The following is a 15,011-nucleotide window of genomic DNA, read 5'->3' as shown; positions in this document are numbered from 1 at the left end:
TTCACCTGATGTTCCCGCCCGGGGCAACCCGGCCGACCGCTGTTCGCACACCAAGCAGGGGGTCCGCGCGCAGCCGTCCGGACGGTCGGAGCACTATGGCACGGTGCGTGCTATCAACCTGACCGGTTTCGGCGGACCAGAGGTGATGCAGTGGGCCGAGGCCTCGGCTCCTACGCCCGGCAACGGCGAGATGCTGATCGAGGTGGCCGCCGCCGGCGTCAACCGCGCCGACCTGCTGCAACGCCAAGGCCACTACCCGCCCCCTCCAGGCGCCAGCGAGATCATCGGCCTCGAATGTTCCGGCGTTATCGCCGAACTCGGCGACGGCGTGCGCGACTGGCAGGTCGGCGACCGGGTGTGCGCGCTGTTGTCCGGCGGCGGCTACGCCGACCGGGTCGTGGTCCCCGCGACGCAGGTGCTTCCGGTTCCGGACAGCCTCGACCTGGGCGCGGCGGCCGGGCTGCCCGAGGTCGCGGCCACTGTGTGGTCGAACCTCGTGATGACCGCGGGGCTGCACGCGAACCAGCTGGTGTTGATCCACGGCGGGGGCAGCGGAGTGGGCACGCACGCAATCCAGGTGGCCAGGGCGCTGGGCGCGCGCGTCGCGGTGACCGCAGGTTCGGCTGAAAAGCTGACGCGCTGCGCGGAACTCGGGGCGAGCGTGCTGATCAACTACCGGGAGGACGATTTCGTCGCGGCAGTGCGCGCGGAGGAGTCGGGCGCGGGCGGCACCGGCGCCGACATCATCCTCGACAACATGGGCGCGGCCTACCTGGCGCGCAATGTCGACGCGCTGGCCGCACACGGCCGGCTGCTCGTGATCGGTATGCAGGGCGGAGTCAGCGCGGAGCTGAATCTCGCTGCGCTGCTGCGGAAGTGGGGCACCGTCCACGCAACGAACGTGCGCGCGAGACCCGCGACCGGTGTAGGCGGCAAGGCGGCGATCGTCGCGGAACTGAACCGGCACCTATGGCCGTTGGTCACCGAGGGCACCATCGTGCCGGTCATCGACGCCGAGCTGCCGATCGCCGAAGCGGCCGAGGCGCATCGGCTGCTGGACTCCGGCGAAGTGTTCGGCAAAGTGGTGCTACGGGTGAAAGAGCTCTGAGGGCTGCGAGTTCCGCCGATCACTCCAGCGTCGCGAGCGCCCTGCCGAGCTGATCGATCTCGAACCTGGTGGTGTAGGGCGCGAGGCCGATGGTCACCGCGCCGCCCTCGTCGTTGACACCCAGCGCGTCGAGCAGCCTGCTGCCGCCGTGCACCCCGCTCAGCGTGCCGATCCGGTTGTCTGCCAGCTTGGCCGCGACCTTCTCGGCCTGCATGCCCGCGAGAGTGAAACTGACGGTGGGAATTCGGGTGGAAGCGCGCCCGATCACAGTGAGGTTCGGGACCCTGTCCAGCACGTCCATCAGGTGCTCGAACAGCTGGTCGTGGTAGTCCTGCAGCGAGGTGATCGACATTTCCAGGCGCTCGCGCCTGGTACCGTGCGCGCGGTCGTCGAGCCCTGCGAGAAAGTCGATCGAGGTGGTGAGCCCGGCGAGCAGCGCGTACTGGTGTCCGCCCACCTCGAGTCGCTCGGCGCCCTTGGCATAGGGGTTCAACGACATCGAGGGAATCCGGTCCAGAAATGCCGGGTCACGAAATACCAGCGCGCCGATCTGCGGGCCGCCCCATGCCGGCGCGCTCAGCGCGACCACGTCGGCGTTCAGTTCCTCGATGTCGATCAGCGCGTAGGGCGCCGCGCCGAACGCGTCGGCCACCAGCAGGCCGCCCACTTCGTGCACCCGGTCCGCGGCCACCCGGACGGCGGGTGCGGAGCCGACGATCGGCGAGGCGGCGGTGAGCGCCACCAATCGTGCGGTCGGCCCGATCAGCTCCTCGAACTGCCAGGACGGCATCTCGCAGGTCTCGATCTCCACCTCGGCCCAGCGCACGTGCGCGCCGTAGCGGTTGGCGATGCGCAGCCACGGCGCGACGTTGGCCTCGTCGTCCAACCGGGACAGCACGATGCCGGTGCCGAGCCCGAGCCGCGAGCTGAGCGATTCGGCGAGCCAGGCCAACAAGACCGCCCGGTCGGGGCCGAGCACGACGCCTGCCGGATCACCGCCGACCAGGTCTGCCACCGCCTCGCGGGCCGCGTCCAGAATCGCCGCGCTGCGCACGGCGGCGCCGTGGCGCCCGATATGCGAAAATGACGAAGTCCGGAAACCTGTTGAGACAGCACGAGATACCGCATCCGGAACAAGCATGCCCGCTTGTGGGTCGAGATGGATCCAACCGTCGCCCAGGGACGGTATCAGGCCCCGAACCCTCGCGACGTCGTATGTCATGTTGGCCACTCTAAGGGCAGCGGGCGAGCCTGTGTAACCGCGTTCCCCTCCGCATTCCGGCGGGAGCACAGTGACCTGGGACTCAGCATGGCAACCGACTTTCGACAAATCCGAACCACACGACCCGGACAGGATAGAACGCCATCGCCGCGCGGCGAGGCGGACCGGGCAACCCCGCCGACCCGGCCGGCCACCGGTGCCGGGAGCACCCGCTTAGCGTGTTCGGAGCGAACGCGACATGATAGGGGTCATGACGCACTCGGATGAGGGACCGGACCACATCGTCGTTGTCGGACCGGACGGCAGACCGTTGGTCCTCCCAGCGGAGGCCGGGTCGGAGGCGCCCTTCACCGCTCAGGTGGTGTCCGATGACGACAAGAAAGACGACTCGAACGGCAGTGACGACCCCGGCGAATCGCTCGCCGACATGGTCGAGCAGCCCGCGAAGGTCATGCGGATCGGCACCATGATCAAGCAGCTGCTCGAGGAGGTGCGCGCGGCTCCGCTCGACGACGCCAGCCGTAGTCGGCTCAAGGAGATCCACAAGTCCTCGGTACGCGAGCTGGAACAGGGCCTTGCCCCCGAGCTGCGCGAGGAGCTCGAGCGGCTCACGCTGCCGTTCACCGATGACGCCGTCCCGACCGACGCCGAGCTGCGAATTGCGCAGGCACAGCTGGTCGGCTGGCTGGAGGGCCTGTTCCACGGCATCCAGACCGCGCTGTTCGCACAGCAGATGGCCGCACGGGCACAGCTCGAGCAGATGCGCCAAGGCGCGCTGCCGCCCGGCCTCCACGCCGCCGACCCGCGAGGCGCCCATGGCAATCATGTCACCGGCGGTTCCGGTCAGTACCTCTGACACCACCCGACCCGCGTGTGCCACGCGGGTCGATAGGAAGCCGCAAGGGTAGTGTCGCACCGTGCCCGCCGCTGCCGCTCGCTCCGACTCGGTATCCGAACCGAGTGCGGTGCGTCCTGAAGAGAGCTCAGTTGGTTCCGATGACCAAGCGTTTTCAGATGACAGCTCACCGACCCTATCGACCGAGGACACGGCGCGCTCCGGCGACGACTCGGCGCGGGAGGCTCCGGTGAGCGCGGCCACACCGGAGGTGGGCCCCGCGACCGCCGGGGCAACCGCGGCGAAGATCGTGTCGGACTCGCAGACGTTCCGGCGGGCATTCCAGGACTTCGCGGGCGGTTTCGCCCAGCGCGAGCTGTGGTTGTCGCTCGGCTGGCAGGACATCAAGCAGCGCTACCGGCGCTCGGTGCTCGGCCCGTTCTGGATCACCATCGCCACCGGCCTGCAGGCCACGGCGATGGGCGTGCTGTACGCGGCGCTGCTCGGCCAGCCGCTGCGGGAGTACCTGCCGTACGTGACGGTCGGGCTCATCATCTGGAACGTCGTCAGCGCGAGCATTCTGGAAGGCTCGGAGGTCTTCATCGCCAACGAGGGCCTGATCAAACAGTTGCCCTCGGCGCTGAGCGTGCACGTGTACCGGATGGTGTGGCGGCAGCTGCTGTTCTTCGCGCACAACATGGTCATCTATCTGGTGATGCTGGCGGCCTTCGGCGTCTGGAAGAACCTGGGCTGGTCGAGCCTCCTCGCGATTCCGGCCATCGTGCTGCTGTTCCTGAATTCCATGTGGGTGTCGATCGTGTTCGGTATTTTCAGCACCCGCTACCGCGATATCGCGCCCATACTGGGCAGCACCACCCTGATGCTGTTCGTGCTGACCCCGGTGATGTGGACGACCAAGACCTTGCAAGCACAGATGGGCACTGGCGACCGCGCCCGGCTGGCCGAACTCGTGCCGACGTTCCATTATCTCGAGATCGTCCGGGCACCACTGCTCGGCGAACCGCAGGAGCTGCGCCACTGGGTGGTAGTCGGCACGATCACACTGGTGGGGTGGATCGTGGCGATCTTCGCTATGAAGCAGTACCGTTCGCGCGTGCCGTACTGGGTATAGGAGCGCCCCGATGAGTCGTGTGAGTATCGAAACCCAGCAGGCGTGGGTCGAATTCCCGATCTTCGACGCCAAATCGCGGTCGTTGAAGAAAGCGTTCCTCGGCAAGGCGGGCGGCGCGATCGGGCGCAACCAGTCCGATGTCGTCGTGGTAGAGGCGTTGCGCGACATCAACCTCTCGCTGAAAGAGGGCGACCGGATCGGCCTGGTCGGACACAACGGCGCGGGCAAATCGACGCTGCTGCGGTTGCTCTCGGGTATCTACGAACCCTCCCGCGGCAGCGCGCGCATCCGCGGCAGGGTGGCGCCGGTATTCGATCTCGGCGTCGGCATGGACCCGGAGATCTCCGGTTACGAGAACATCATCATCCGCGGCCTGTTCCTCGGGCAGACACGCAAGCAGATGCTGTCGAAGATCGATGAGATCGCCGATTTCACCGAACTCGGAGAATATCTGTCCATGCCGCTGCGCACCTATTCCACCGGCATGCGGGTTCGCCTCGCGATGGGCGTGGTGACCTCGATCGATCCGGAGATCCTTCTGCTCGACGAGGGTATCGGCGCAGTGGACGCCGAATTCATGAAGAAGGCCAGAATCCGCCTGCAGTCCTTGGTCGCGCGATCGGGCATCCTGGTTTTCGCCAGCCACTCCAATGAATTTCTCGCGCAACTGTGCGATTCCGCGCTGTGGATCGATCACGGGCAGATCCGATTGCGTGGCGGTATCGAAGAAGTGGTGCGAGCGTATGAAGGTCCGGACGCGGGGAATCATGTCGCGACCGTGCTGCGCGAAATGGAAGCCGAACGTGCGATCGGAACCGAACGAGAACTGGAGCGAAATCAGGCATGAGTGAGCCGACCGGGCAGGACACCCCGATCGATGCAGGGGCGCAGGCCGGGTTCGGCTCCGTGCCGGAGGGCTCCGGCGCCGTGGCGGGCGAGGACGGCGGTGCGACCGCGCAGGCTGCTGGTGCGGCGATGTCCGATACCGGGCCGGGCGCCCGCATCGTGGCCGTCGTCGTCACGCACAAGCGCCGCGAGCTGCTCGCCGAGTCACTGAAAGTCGTTGCGTCCCAGTCGCGGCCGGTGGACCACCTGATCGTGATCGACAACGGCAACGAACCGGAGGTCGCCGATCTGGTGCGCGACCAACCGGTCGAATCCACCTACCTCGGCTCGGCGCACAACCTCGGCGGCGCGGGAGGGTTCGCGCTCGGCATGCTGCACGCGCTGAGCATCGGCGCGGACTGGGTGTGGCTCGCCGACGACGACGGCAGGCCCGAAGGCGCGGACGTGTTGTCCACCCTGCTGGACTGCGCGGACCGGCACGGGCTGGTCGAGGTGTCGCCCGTGGTCTGCGACATCGATGAACCCGACCACCTCGCCTTCCCGCTGCGCCGGGGCGTGGTCTGGCGGCGGCTGCGCTCCGAACTCGGCGACGAGGAGTTCCTGCCCGGAATCGCCTCCCTGTTCAACGGCGCGCTGATCTCCGCGCAGGCTGTCGACGTGATCGGCGTTCCGGACCTGCGCCTGTTCGTTCGCGGCGACGAGGTCGAGGTGCATCGCCGCCTGGTCCGCTCCGGCCTCCCCTTCGGCACCTGTCTGCAGACGGCGTACCTGCATCCCAACGGCGCGGCCGAATTCAAGCCGATCCTCGGCGGCCGCATGCACACCCAGTACCCGGACGATCCGGTGAAGCGCTACTTCACCTACCGCAACCGCGGCTATCTGATGTCCCAGCCCGGCATGCGCAAACTCCTCCCCCAGGAATGGATCCGCTTTTCCTGGTTCTTCCTCGTCACCCGCCGCGACCCCGCCGGCCTGCGCGAATGGTTCCGCCTACGCTCCCTCGGCCGCCACGAACAATTCGGCAAGCCCGACTGACAGAGCTTCCGGTACCTGATACAGGTCGCCGCACGTCAACGGTAGTATCGGCACGCGATGATCGTGACGGTGTCCCTGTCGATTCGGTAGACCAAACGGTGTTCGTCGTTGATGCGCCGCGACCAGTAGCCCGAGAGCTCGTGACGAAGTGGTTCAGGTTTACCAATTCCCTCATTTCCGTTGCGTATGACGTCGACGATCAGAGTGTTGATGCGTTTGACTTTGGCCTTGTCTTGCGGCTGCCACCACAGGTATGAGTCCCAGGCGTCTTCGTCCCAGGCAATGATCATTCTTCGATCAGCTCATGCGGCTCGGCCTGCCCGGCTTCCACGCGGGCGATAGCCTCACGAAGCCGTCGAGCATTGGCGGGAGACCTGAGAAGGTAGGCGGTTTCCTTGATCGACTCGTATTCGGAGAGCGGAAGCATGACGACAGGCTCCTGCCCGGCACGGGTGATAACCACCTCGTCCTGATCTTCGATGATGCTGGTCATCGTCTCGGCTAGGTGCGCACGGGAGGCAGCCGATCAACGACGCTCACCAGGGCCGCGGTAGCCCCGCTCGACGAGATGCGCGCCGTCGCGCCGGGCGCGGTCGTTCAGCTGTCAGCGCGAGTATCGGCACCGGGCTCGATGTGCTCGTCGCGATACCGGAGGGCGTCGTCGCCCCGATCGGACCCTCCGGTGCTGGGAAGTCCACCCTCGCCAACGCGCTGCTCGGCGCGGAGCTGTTCGCCACCAACGCAGTCCGTGCAGCGGACAAGAAGGGCAGGCACACCACGGTGCATCGGAAGCTGCGTCCGCTGCCCGGCGGCAGCACGCTGATCGATACGCCCGGGCTGCGCGGCGTCGGGCTGTGGGATGCTTCCGAAGGAATCGAGAAGACCTTCAGCGACATCGAATCCCTTGCCGCACAATGCCGTTTCGGCGATTGCCCACACCGCGGCGAACCGGGGTGCGCGGTGCTGGAGGCCGTCGAGACCGGTGCGCTGACCCAGCGCCGACTCGTCAGCTATCACAAACTCGGGCGGGAAAACGAGTGGATCCAGGCACGCGCCGACAAGCGGCTGCAGGCCGAACGCGAAAAGGCCTGGCGGGGCATCACAAAGCAGCAGCGCAGGCTGAACCGGGAGCGGAACTCACGGCACTGATCGCGCCGGCGCACGGTAGGGTCGGCTCGCACTGTTCGCTATTTGGGAGGGATAGATGAGTCATCCCGGCGGGTACCCGCCTCAAGGCCAGCAACCCGGGCAATGGCCTGGACAGCCGGCGTTCGGTCAGCAGCCGCCCGTCGGCCAGTACCCGCCCCCACAGGCGCCCGCGCAGTACGCGCCGCCCGCGGGGCAGAATCCGAGCCAACCGCATCTCGTTCAGCCTGCGGTCGGGCAGCCCCCGTATGGGCAGCCCGTGCCCCAATACGGCCAGCCCGCACCGCAATACGGCCAGCCACAGCAGTTCGGGCAGCCACAGCAGTTCGGGCAGCCACAGCAGTTCGCGCCGCAGCAGCCCTATGGTCAGCCCGCTGATCCGCCGGGCATCACGATCGATGCCTCGTACTCGGGCTGGGCATTCCTGCTCACGCTGACCAAACCGAAGATCCTGGTCAACGGGCAGCAGGTGCCGAACACCCGCTGGGGCGCGAACCACATTCCGGTCGGCCCGGGCCAGTACCACGTCCGGGTCGCCACGCCATGGCTGTTCGACATGGGTCCCGCTACTGTGACGGTGCCGATCGCCGAGGGTCAGGCCACCCGGTTCTATTACAAGGCGCCCGTGGTGATCTTCCTCAACGGCGCGATCGGCCCGGTGCCGCAGAAGGCGCCCGGCATGGTTTTCCTGTACATCAGCTGGGCGCTGGCCGCGCTGATCATCCTGTTGAACATCCTGACGCTGGCGACGCTCTAGCGCAAAAGGGCACCGAAACCCGGTGCCCTTTCTTGCCACCCCCTATGCAACTGATTGCATATTGTGGGGTTTACGCTTAGTGCAAGGCGCCGACAGCCGCGGGCATCTCACTGCGGCAGAAACGAAGGAGCAGGTCACATGACAGAACCGAGTTCCAAGCCGCTCGCGGGCCGGACAATGATCATGTCCGGCGGCAGCCGTGGCATCGGGCTGGAGATCGCCAAGCGGGCCGCGGCCGACGGCGCGAACATCACCCTCATCGCCAAGACCGACCAGCCGCACCCCAAGCTTCCCGGCACCATCCACACGGCCGCCGCGGAACTGGCGGCGGCGGGCGGTCAGGTGCTGCCATTCGTCGGCGACGTCCGCATCGACGAGTCGGTGGCCGAGGCCGTGGGCCAGACGGTCGAGCGGTTCGGCGGCATCGACATCGTGGTGAACAACGCCTCCGCGATCGACCTGTCCCCGACGGACACGCTTCCGATGAAGAAATACGACCTCATGCAGGACATCAACTGCCGAGGCAGCTTCTTGCTGTCCAAGCTCGGCATTCCGCACCTGCGAGAATCGGCGAAGGCCGGGCGCAACCCGCACATCCTCACCCTCTCCCCGCCGCTGAACCTGGACCCGAAGTGGGCGGGCATGGCGCTGGGCTACACCATCGCCAAATACGGGATGTCGCTGACCACGCTGGGCCTGGCCGAGGAGCTGAAGGGCGAAGGCATCGGCGTCAACTCGCTGTGGCCGCGCACCACCATCGCGACGGCCGCGGTCGAGAACCTGCTCGGTGGCAAGGAAATGGTCGCCACCTCACGCACCCCCGACATCTACGCCGACGCCGCCTACCTGGTGCTCACCTCGTCAGCCGAGAAGACCAGCGGCAACTTCTTCATCGACGACGAAGTCCTCGCCGCCCACGGCATCACCGACCTGGACAAGTACCGCGCCACCCCCGGCACCAGCGAACTCACCACCGACCTCTTTCTCTGACCAGTGACAGCCGCACACCTTCCAGGTGTGCGGCTACCAGAAGGACAGCGGTGCCAATTCCCAACCCAGCAACTGATCTCGCACCTACATGGGTACCTCGCCGGGTACGCCCAGAACACGAGCGGCACCCAACGCAGAACCTGAACGCGAATCCGGCTCCACCCGACTAGTACGGCCTAAAGCCCCGGAGGGGCGGGAGAGCCTAAAGCCCCGGAGAGGCGGACAAGCGGTACAGCCGCTCCCAGTTGGCGCGGCTGGTGAGTTCCGGCACCGCGGCGCGGTACTGCGCCTGCACGGTGGGCAGTTCGCGGCGCAGGCGGCGCAGTACCCGCAGGGTGCGGCGCAGCAGCTGACGGGCGCGAGCCTTGTCACGCCTGCGTACCCGTACCCCGGACTGCGAGGCATCGGTGACCACGACGTGGTCGAACAGCGAGACGTGCCACCAGTAGGCGTCTTCCCTGGTGACGCCGACGACGCCGTGCTGGGTTCGGCCGAACCACTGGTTGAGTGCGCGCTTGATCAGCACCATTGTCACACGGCTCGGCTCCCCACCGGCGCGGCGCAATTGGATGTCCGCCGAGCGCACCGGCGGCGTCGCGGCCGGGTGTTTGATCGTCTCGCCGTACTCACCCCGGCTGGTGCGGGCGGAGGCCAGCGCCGCGACACCGCCGTCGCGCAACACCTCCGGACCCCGCAGAAAGTCCTCGATACCCTGCAGCGTGGTGTGCACCAGGCCGTATTGCATGGCGACCAGATGCTCGGCCAGCTCACGAAACAGCTTGCGGCTGATCGCCTTCGCGTCCAGATCCGCGTGCAGCGAACCGACGATCAACGAGTTGCGCGTGCTGAAGTAGCGCGCCCAGTCGTCGTAATCCTTCCAGTAGAAGTCCGCGTGCCACACCGCGGCATTGGGCAGCGTGACGGTGACGAAACCGTTCTCGCGCGCACGGATGCCGTATTCCACATCGTCCCACTGGAAGAAGATCGGGACCGGAAGACCGATCTTCGCGACCACCTCGGCCGGGATGAGGCAAGTCCACCAGGCGTTGTAGCCCGCGTCTACGCGACGCTCCTGGTTCTTCTTCAGCATGCTGGTGTTGCGCAGCGCCTTCGGCACCTTCTGTCCGTGCCGCAGCCGGTGCAAGTGCACTTCCTCGGCGCCGACGTTGAGGTAGTCGGGGTTGAGAAGAAACAGCATCTGCGCGCCGACCAGGGTCGGCTCCACCGTCATGTTGGCGAAGGCGTTGAGCCGCAACACCGTTTCCGGCTCGCAGAGAATGTCGTCGTCCATCAGGATGACGTCGGCGTGCTCGTTGGCCGCGGACACCTCGTACAGACCACGGGTGAAGCCGCCCGCGCCACCGAGGTTCGGCTGGCGGATGTAGCGCAGCTTGTCACCGAAGACCGGTGCGACCTCCTGGTAGCGTGGCCGGTTCTCGACCAGATCGGTGCCCTGGTCCACGACGTACACCGCGTCGATGGCCGCGAGCACGGTCGGGTCGGAGGAGAGCGCGGCGACTGTCTCGGCGCAGTCCTCGGCGCGGTTGAAGGTGCAAATGGCGATCGCGACCGGCCGCACGCGCTCCGGCGCCGCCGTGCTCCAGGTCAGCTCGGCGATGCCCAGCTCGCCACCGACAGCGTCGAACTCCAGCCACAGTGCGCCGCCGTCGACGTACTGATCGAGCGGCGCGGTCAGCGTCAGCGTGCCACCGTCGTTCACCTGCGCGGTGTCGATGATCCTGCGGTGCCCCGCGATGTCGGAGGCGACCACCCGGACCGTGGCCTTCTTCGCCACGTCGAGCACCATGGTGGCCCGCACCTCGGTGACCGTGGTCCAGCGCTGCCAGTAGCTGGCGGCGAACCGGCCGAAGTAGGTATTGGTGTGCGCGGTCGCGCCCTTGTCCAGTCTCAGCGTCTGGCGTTCCCGACGCGCGCCACCCTTGACGACGGCGTAGAGCTCGTCGCTCACCTTGGCCGACGGACCGGTGAAGATGCCGCGCTGCAGCACCAGCAGATCCGGTGCCCGATGGTCGGCGCGCAGCGAAGCAGGCGCGTCAACGGCCGTCGAGCGATCGTTTGTTTCGGTAACGGCTTGGGTAGCCGACTGATCCATGAAATCCTCGAAATTCTCATTGTGCCGGACGGGACACATTCGCCCCTGGATTGCCGTTCACGGCGGGGGTGAGGATATCAACCGGCCCGGTAACGCGCCTGCTTCGGAACCGGGCGGCCGTATCGCCACACCATTGCTAGTCGTTCGCCGAGGCGTTGACCGCGACGCTGTCGCCAGCCTTGCCCGACCCTGTGAAGACGAATGTGTCGTAAGCCCAGTAGCGGAACACAACTGCCACGATCTGCCCGATCAAGGTGCCGGAGATATTGTCCGACAGCGGGCTCGACAAGTCGAGCACGTAGCGGGAGAAACCGAGACAACCCAGTTGCAGAGCGATCGCGACGACGTTGAACACCGCGTATAAAAGGTATTCGCGTTTGGGGTTGTCGGTTTGCTTGTGTGCGAAGGTCCACCACTTGTTGCCGAAGTACGTGACCACCGTGGCCACCACGATCGCGATGATCTTCGCCGGCAGCGGGTAGTGGAAGAGGACGCCCTCGCGACCCCAGAACACCAAGAGGTTGTAGGTGCCCGCGTCGACGAGGAACCCGATCGCGCCGACCACCAGGAAGGCCCCGCCCTGCCGCAGCGCGGTGAGCACCTTCCGGAGGATCGACCCCGACTCCTGCGTCACGGACTCGCCTGCGGGTGCGGCGGACTCACTGGTTGGCACGGCCCGACGCTACCGCAGGCCACGGCGAACGGGCGTCGAGTGAGAATTCGTCGGTCAGCACGGTGAGGTCGGCCACGCGTTCTCTGTGAGTCCCCTGTACCCTCCCGGTGTTCCCGAATTCACCACCGATCGCGAGGATTGACCCGGGTGGACTCCACCGAGCTTCGTATTGCCGCCGTGGTTCCCTGCCACAACGAAGAGGCTTCGGTCGCCAAGGTCGTCGCCGACCTGCAGGCCGCCGTGCCGGGAATCATCGTCTACGTCTACGACAATCTGAGCACGGACAGAACCGCCGAGCGGGCCCGTGCCGCCGGAGCGATCGTTCGACACGAGCACACCAAGGGCAAAGGCAACGTTGTGCGCCGCGCCTTCGCCGATATCGAAGCCGACGTCTACCTGATGATCGACGGCGACGACACCTACGAGGCGTCGGCCGCGCCGCTGATGATCAAGACACTGCTCGACGGCCCCTACGACCACGTCCTCGGCGTGCGCAGGCAGGACGAGGGCGCCTCGGCCTACCGTGCGGGCCACGAGACCGGTAACAAAGTGCTCAACGGCGTGGTCGGCAAGGTGTTCGGCGAGAACGTCGAAGACATGCTGTCCGGCTACCGGGTGTTCTCCCGCCGGTTCGTGAAGAGCTTCCCCGCGGTCTCCCGCGAGTTCGAGATCGAGACCGAGCTGACCGTGCACTCGCTGCACCTGCGGGTGCCGCGGACGGCGGTGCCGGTCGGCTTTCGCGACCGTCCCGCGGGTAGCGCGAGCAAACTACGCACGTACCACGACGGATTCAAGATCCTCGCGTTGATCGTCGGGCTGGCCAGGCACGAGCGGCCGGTCGCGTTCTACGGCCTGTTCGGCACGCTGAGCTGGCTGGTCTCGATCGTCCTCACCATCCCGATCGTCGTCGAGTTCTACAACACCCACGAGGTACCGCGCTTCCCCACGCTGTTCCTCGGCTTCACCCTGCTGCTGCTCGGCAGTCTGGCGTGGACCGCGGGCCTGATCCTGGACGGCATCCGGCGCTCACGGCATGAGACCGCCCGCCTGACCTACCTGCGCTATGCGGCGGTGAGCGCGGACGGCGCACCCGCGGACGACAACGGCGCTGATGCCCGTGACGGTGGAGCCGGACGTTGACCACATCGGCGGATCGGACCGCGGCACAGACCCCGGACACCGCACCGCTTCCCACGGTGGACACCGCGCCGCTGCCCGCCGCTGACATCGACAGCACGACTACCGCTGGCCGGCCGGCGAGGGGCGCCATCACAGGCGTCGCGCACCGAATCGGGACCCGCCTCGGCGCGGCGACGGTCGCCTTCACCGTGCTCGTCGCGATCTTCGGCGCGCTGTTCAGCGTCCTCACCCCGTCGTTCTGGGGTCATGACGAGATCACCCAGTTCGGTCGCGCCTACCAGGTCGCGCACGGTGGGTTCGGACCGCAGCGGATTCACGACGACCGCGGTATTTCCTACGGCGGCGACGTCCCATCCAGCATCAGCAAGCTGATGGGCTACGCGATGAAGGACTACACGACCAACCCGGACGAGCCCGACCCGATGGTGGAGAACCCCGGCGGCTACGAGCAGTTGAAGAACGCCCCCGTCTCGGACGCCACCGAACCGGTCTGGTTCACCAACACCGCCGCATACTCCCCGGTTCCCTATGTGCCGGCCGCGATCGGCATCCGGCTCGCCGAGCTGTTCGGGCTGGACGTAGGCGGCGTCGTCCTGCTCACCCGGCTCGCCGGGCTGGCGGCCTACCTCGCGGTGGTCGGCTTCGGCCTGTTCGCGCTGCGTGCCCACCGGGTGCAGTGGCTCGCGTTCACCGTCGCCGTACTGCCGATCGCGGTGTTCCAGGCGGGTACGGTCACCGCCGACACCATGACCAACGCCCTGGCCATCCTGGCCTCCGCGCTGCTGGTGAAGTCCCTGTTCCTCGGCGATCGGCTCGGCCGGGTGGAGATCGGCGCGCTGCTGACGGCGACGATCCTGCTTCCGGTGAGCAAGCCGACCTACGTGCTGCTCGCGCTACTGGTCGTGCTGGTGCCCGCCGACCGGTTCGGGTTCACCGGCTGGCGGCGCGGTGTCCCGTGGGTCTTCGCCGCGGCGGGCGCGCTCGCCTTCGCGGTATGGATGAAGATCGCCGCGCCGACCGGCGACGGCATGGGGCTGATGCGGCCGCAGCACCAGTGGCACTCGGTTCGCCCTGGTGACCAGCTGAGCGGCATTCTCCGTCACCCGCTGGATTTCGTCCACGTGTTCGGCGAGAGCATCGCGCTGCGCGACGAGCGCTGGTTCAGCCAGTTCTTCGGCGAGCTCGGCTTCGCCTACGTCGACGTTCCGTCCGTGGCGATGCTGGCCTGCCTGCTCGCGTTCGCGGTGAGCGTCGGCGTCGCCGACCGGATGAACGCCGCCACTTTCCGGCGCACCCTGATCGTGGCGCTCACCATTGCGGCGAGCGTGGCGATGATCTATGTGACGCTCTATATGTCGTTCACGCCGGTCGGTTACTACATCATCGACGGCGTGCAGGGCCGCTACTTCGTGCCCCTTGCGATCGTCGGGCTCGCGGTGCTGCTGCGCTGGATGCCTTTGCGCCTCACCGATACCGCCGGGAAGACGCCGACGGTAGGCCCGGCCGTCACCGTGATCGCGGCGTCGACCGTGGCGCTGATCGCGGCCGCGGCGAAGTACTACACCGTCGTCTGGGGCTGACCCGCCACGGCATCCGAGCGTGCCACCGTGCCGTGGTCGAATCAGTCCAGCGCCTCGCTCATCGCCCGCTCGGCAGGCTCGCCGACGACCTCAGTCCGCTGATAATCGCCGAGCCGCTGAGCCGACCGCGGGCTATCACGTCGATGGCCACCTTCCGCAATGCGTAGTGATCTGAGTCACATTGCGATGGAATTGTGCGCTGCGCCTCGTTGCGGAAAACCCGGCCAGCGTAGACGTTTCGTCAGTATGACAGGGCCGCAAGGATCGACCGCGAACGAATTCAAAAGGTCACGATCTGGTCACTACGCGTTAGCTGGTCTAGATTTCGCTCGTCTAGTTCGCTTCACATCGAGGTTCCAAACAAATGCTGATGAGGAAATTCGCCGCGACGTCGGCCCTGATGATCGCCGCCCTCGGCGTCACCGCAGGCACCG

The 15,011-nt window shown here is 66.8% G+C and carries 13 protein-coding genes and 2 pseudogenes; 10 read left to right on the top strand and 5 right to left on the bottom strand.

Annotated features, from left to right (window positions below; translation table 11 throughout):
* The first annotated feature begins 103 nt into the window (after positions 1-103).
* Positions 104-1,108, top strand: a complete 1,005-nt coding sequence (locus AB0H00_RS20055) for an NAD(P)H-quinone oxidoreductase (protein ID WP_357268173.1) — start codon at positions 104-106, stop codon at positions 1,106-1,108.
* 19 nt (positions 1,109-1,127) lie between these two features.
* On the opposite strand, the gene AB0H00_RS20050 is transcribed toward AB0H00_RS20055, so the two are convergent.
* The gene (locus AB0H00_RS20050) at positions 1,128-2,330 is read right to left on the bottom strand and encodes a cysteine desulfurase-like protein (RefSeq protein ID WP_357268171.1); all 1,203 of its coding nucleotides are present in this window, start codon (positions 2,328-2,330) and stop codon (positions 1,128-1,130) included.
* A gap of 250 nt (positions 2,331-2,580) precedes the next feature.
* Between AB0H00_RS20050 and AB0H00_RS20045 the strand changes: the two genes are divergently transcribed.
* From AB0H00_RS20045 to AB0H00_RS20030, 4 genes are all read left to right on the top strand, one after another.
* Complete coding sequence (locus AB0H00_RS20045; RefSeq protein ID WP_357268169.1) at positions 2,581-3,186, top strand: bacterial proteasome activator family protein; 606 nt, start codon at positions 2,581-2,583, stop codon at positions 3,184-3,186.
* 250 nt (positions 3,187-3,436) lie between these two features.
* Complete coding sequence (locus AB0H00_RS20040; protein ID WP_357268411.1) at positions 3,437-4,297, top strand: ABC transporter permease; 861 nt, start codon at positions 3,437-3,439, stop codon at positions 4,295-4,297.
* A gap of 10 nt (positions 4,298-4,307) precedes the next feature.
* Positions 4,308-5,144 carry an ABC transporter ATP-binding protein gene (locus AB0H00_RS20035; protein WP_357268167.1) on the top strand — a complete coding sequence of 279 codons (837 nt, stop codon included), beginning with the start codon at positions 4,308-4,310 and terminating at the stop codon, positions 5,142-5,144.
* A gap of 128 nt (positions 5,145-5,272) precedes the next feature.
* Positions 5,273-6,178 carry a glycosyltransferase family 2 protein gene (locus AB0H00_RS20030; protein ID WP_357268409.1) on the top strand — a complete coding sequence of 302 codons (906 nt, stop codon included), beginning with the start codon at positions 5,273-5,275 and terminating at the stop codon, positions 6,176-6,178.
* A gap of 35 nt (positions 6,179-6,213) precedes the next feature.
* On the opposite strand, the gene AB0H00_RS20025 is transcribed toward AB0H00_RS20030, so the two are convergent.
* Entirely contained in the window at positions 6,214-6,468 is a 255-nt protein-coding gene (locus AB0H00_RS20025) for a Txe/YoeB family addiction module toxin (RefSeq protein ID WP_357268165.1), read from the bottom strand.
* Positions 6,465-6,680: pseudogene (locus AB0H00_RS20020) on the bottom strand (type II toxin-antitoxin system prevent-host-death family antitoxin); the annotation flags it as partial. The pseudogene AB0H00_RS20020 and the gene AB0H00_RS20025, both read right to left, overlap by 4 nt.
* A gap of 48 nt (positions 6,681-6,728) precedes the next feature.
* On the opposite strand from AB0H00_RS20020, the pseudogene rsgA reads away from it, so the two are divergent.
* From rsgA to AB0H00_RS20005, 3 genes and pseudogenes are all read left to right on the top strand, one after another.
* Positions 6,729-7,327 (top strand): annotated as a pseudogene (gene rsgA / locus AB0H00_RS20015) (ribosome small subunit-dependent GTPase A); the annotation flags it as partial.
* A gap of 55 nt (positions 7,328-7,382) precedes the next feature.
* Positions 7,383-8,081, top strand: a complete 699-nt coding sequence (locus AB0H00_RS20010) for a hypothetical protein (RefSeq protein ID WP_357268163.1) — start codon at positions 7,383-7,385, stop codon at positions 8,079-8,081.
* Positions 8,082-8,219: 138 nt separating this feature from the next.
* Positions 8,220-9,071 (top strand): NAD(P)-dependent oxidoreductase, encoded by an 852-nt coding sequence (locus tag AB0H00_RS20005; RefSeq protein WP_357268162.1) that lies wholly within the window; start codon positions 8,220-8,222, stop codon positions 9,069-9,071.
* A gap of 202 nt (positions 9,072-9,273) precedes the next feature.
* On the opposite strand, the gene AB0H00_RS20000 is transcribed toward AB0H00_RS20005, so the two are convergent.
* A complete protein-coding gene (locus AB0H00_RS20000) occupies positions 9,274-11,184 on the bottom strand; it encodes a glycosyltransferase (protein WP_357268160.1) in 1,911 nt (636 codons plus the stop codon).
* A 136-nt stretch (positions 11,185-11,320) separates the two neighbouring features.
* Positions 11,321-11,857, bottom strand: coding sequence for a GtrA family protein (locus tag AB0H00_RS19995; RefSeq protein ID WP_357268159.1), 537 nt, complete (start codon positions 11,855-11,857; stop codon positions 11,321-11,323).
* Positions 11,858-12,004: 147 nt separating this feature from the next.
* On the opposite strand from AB0H00_RS19995, the gene AB0H00_RS19990 reads away from it, so the two are divergent.
* The gene (locus AB0H00_RS19990; protein WP_357268157.1) at positions 12,005-12,997 is read left to right on the top strand and encodes a glycosyltransferase; all 993 of its coding nucleotides are present in this window, start codon (positions 12,005-12,007) and stop codon (positions 12,995-12,997) included.
* Entirely contained in the window at positions 12,994-14,577 is a 1,584-nt protein-coding gene (locus AB0H00_RS19985) for a DUF2142 domain-containing protein (protein WP_357268155.1), read from the top strand. Before AB0H00_RS19990 ends, AB0H00_RS19985 begins: the two co-directional genes overlap by 4 nt.
* Positions 14,578-15,011: the final 434 nt, after the last annotated feature.

Origin of the sequence: Nocardia sp. NPDC023852 (genome assembly GCF_040639505.1) — a bacterium.
Classification (GTDB): domain Bacteria; phylum Actinomycetota; class Actinomycetes; order Mycobacteriales; family Mycobacteriaceae; genus Nocardia.
This window is presented reverse-complemented; position numbering and strand designations above follow the sequence as displayed.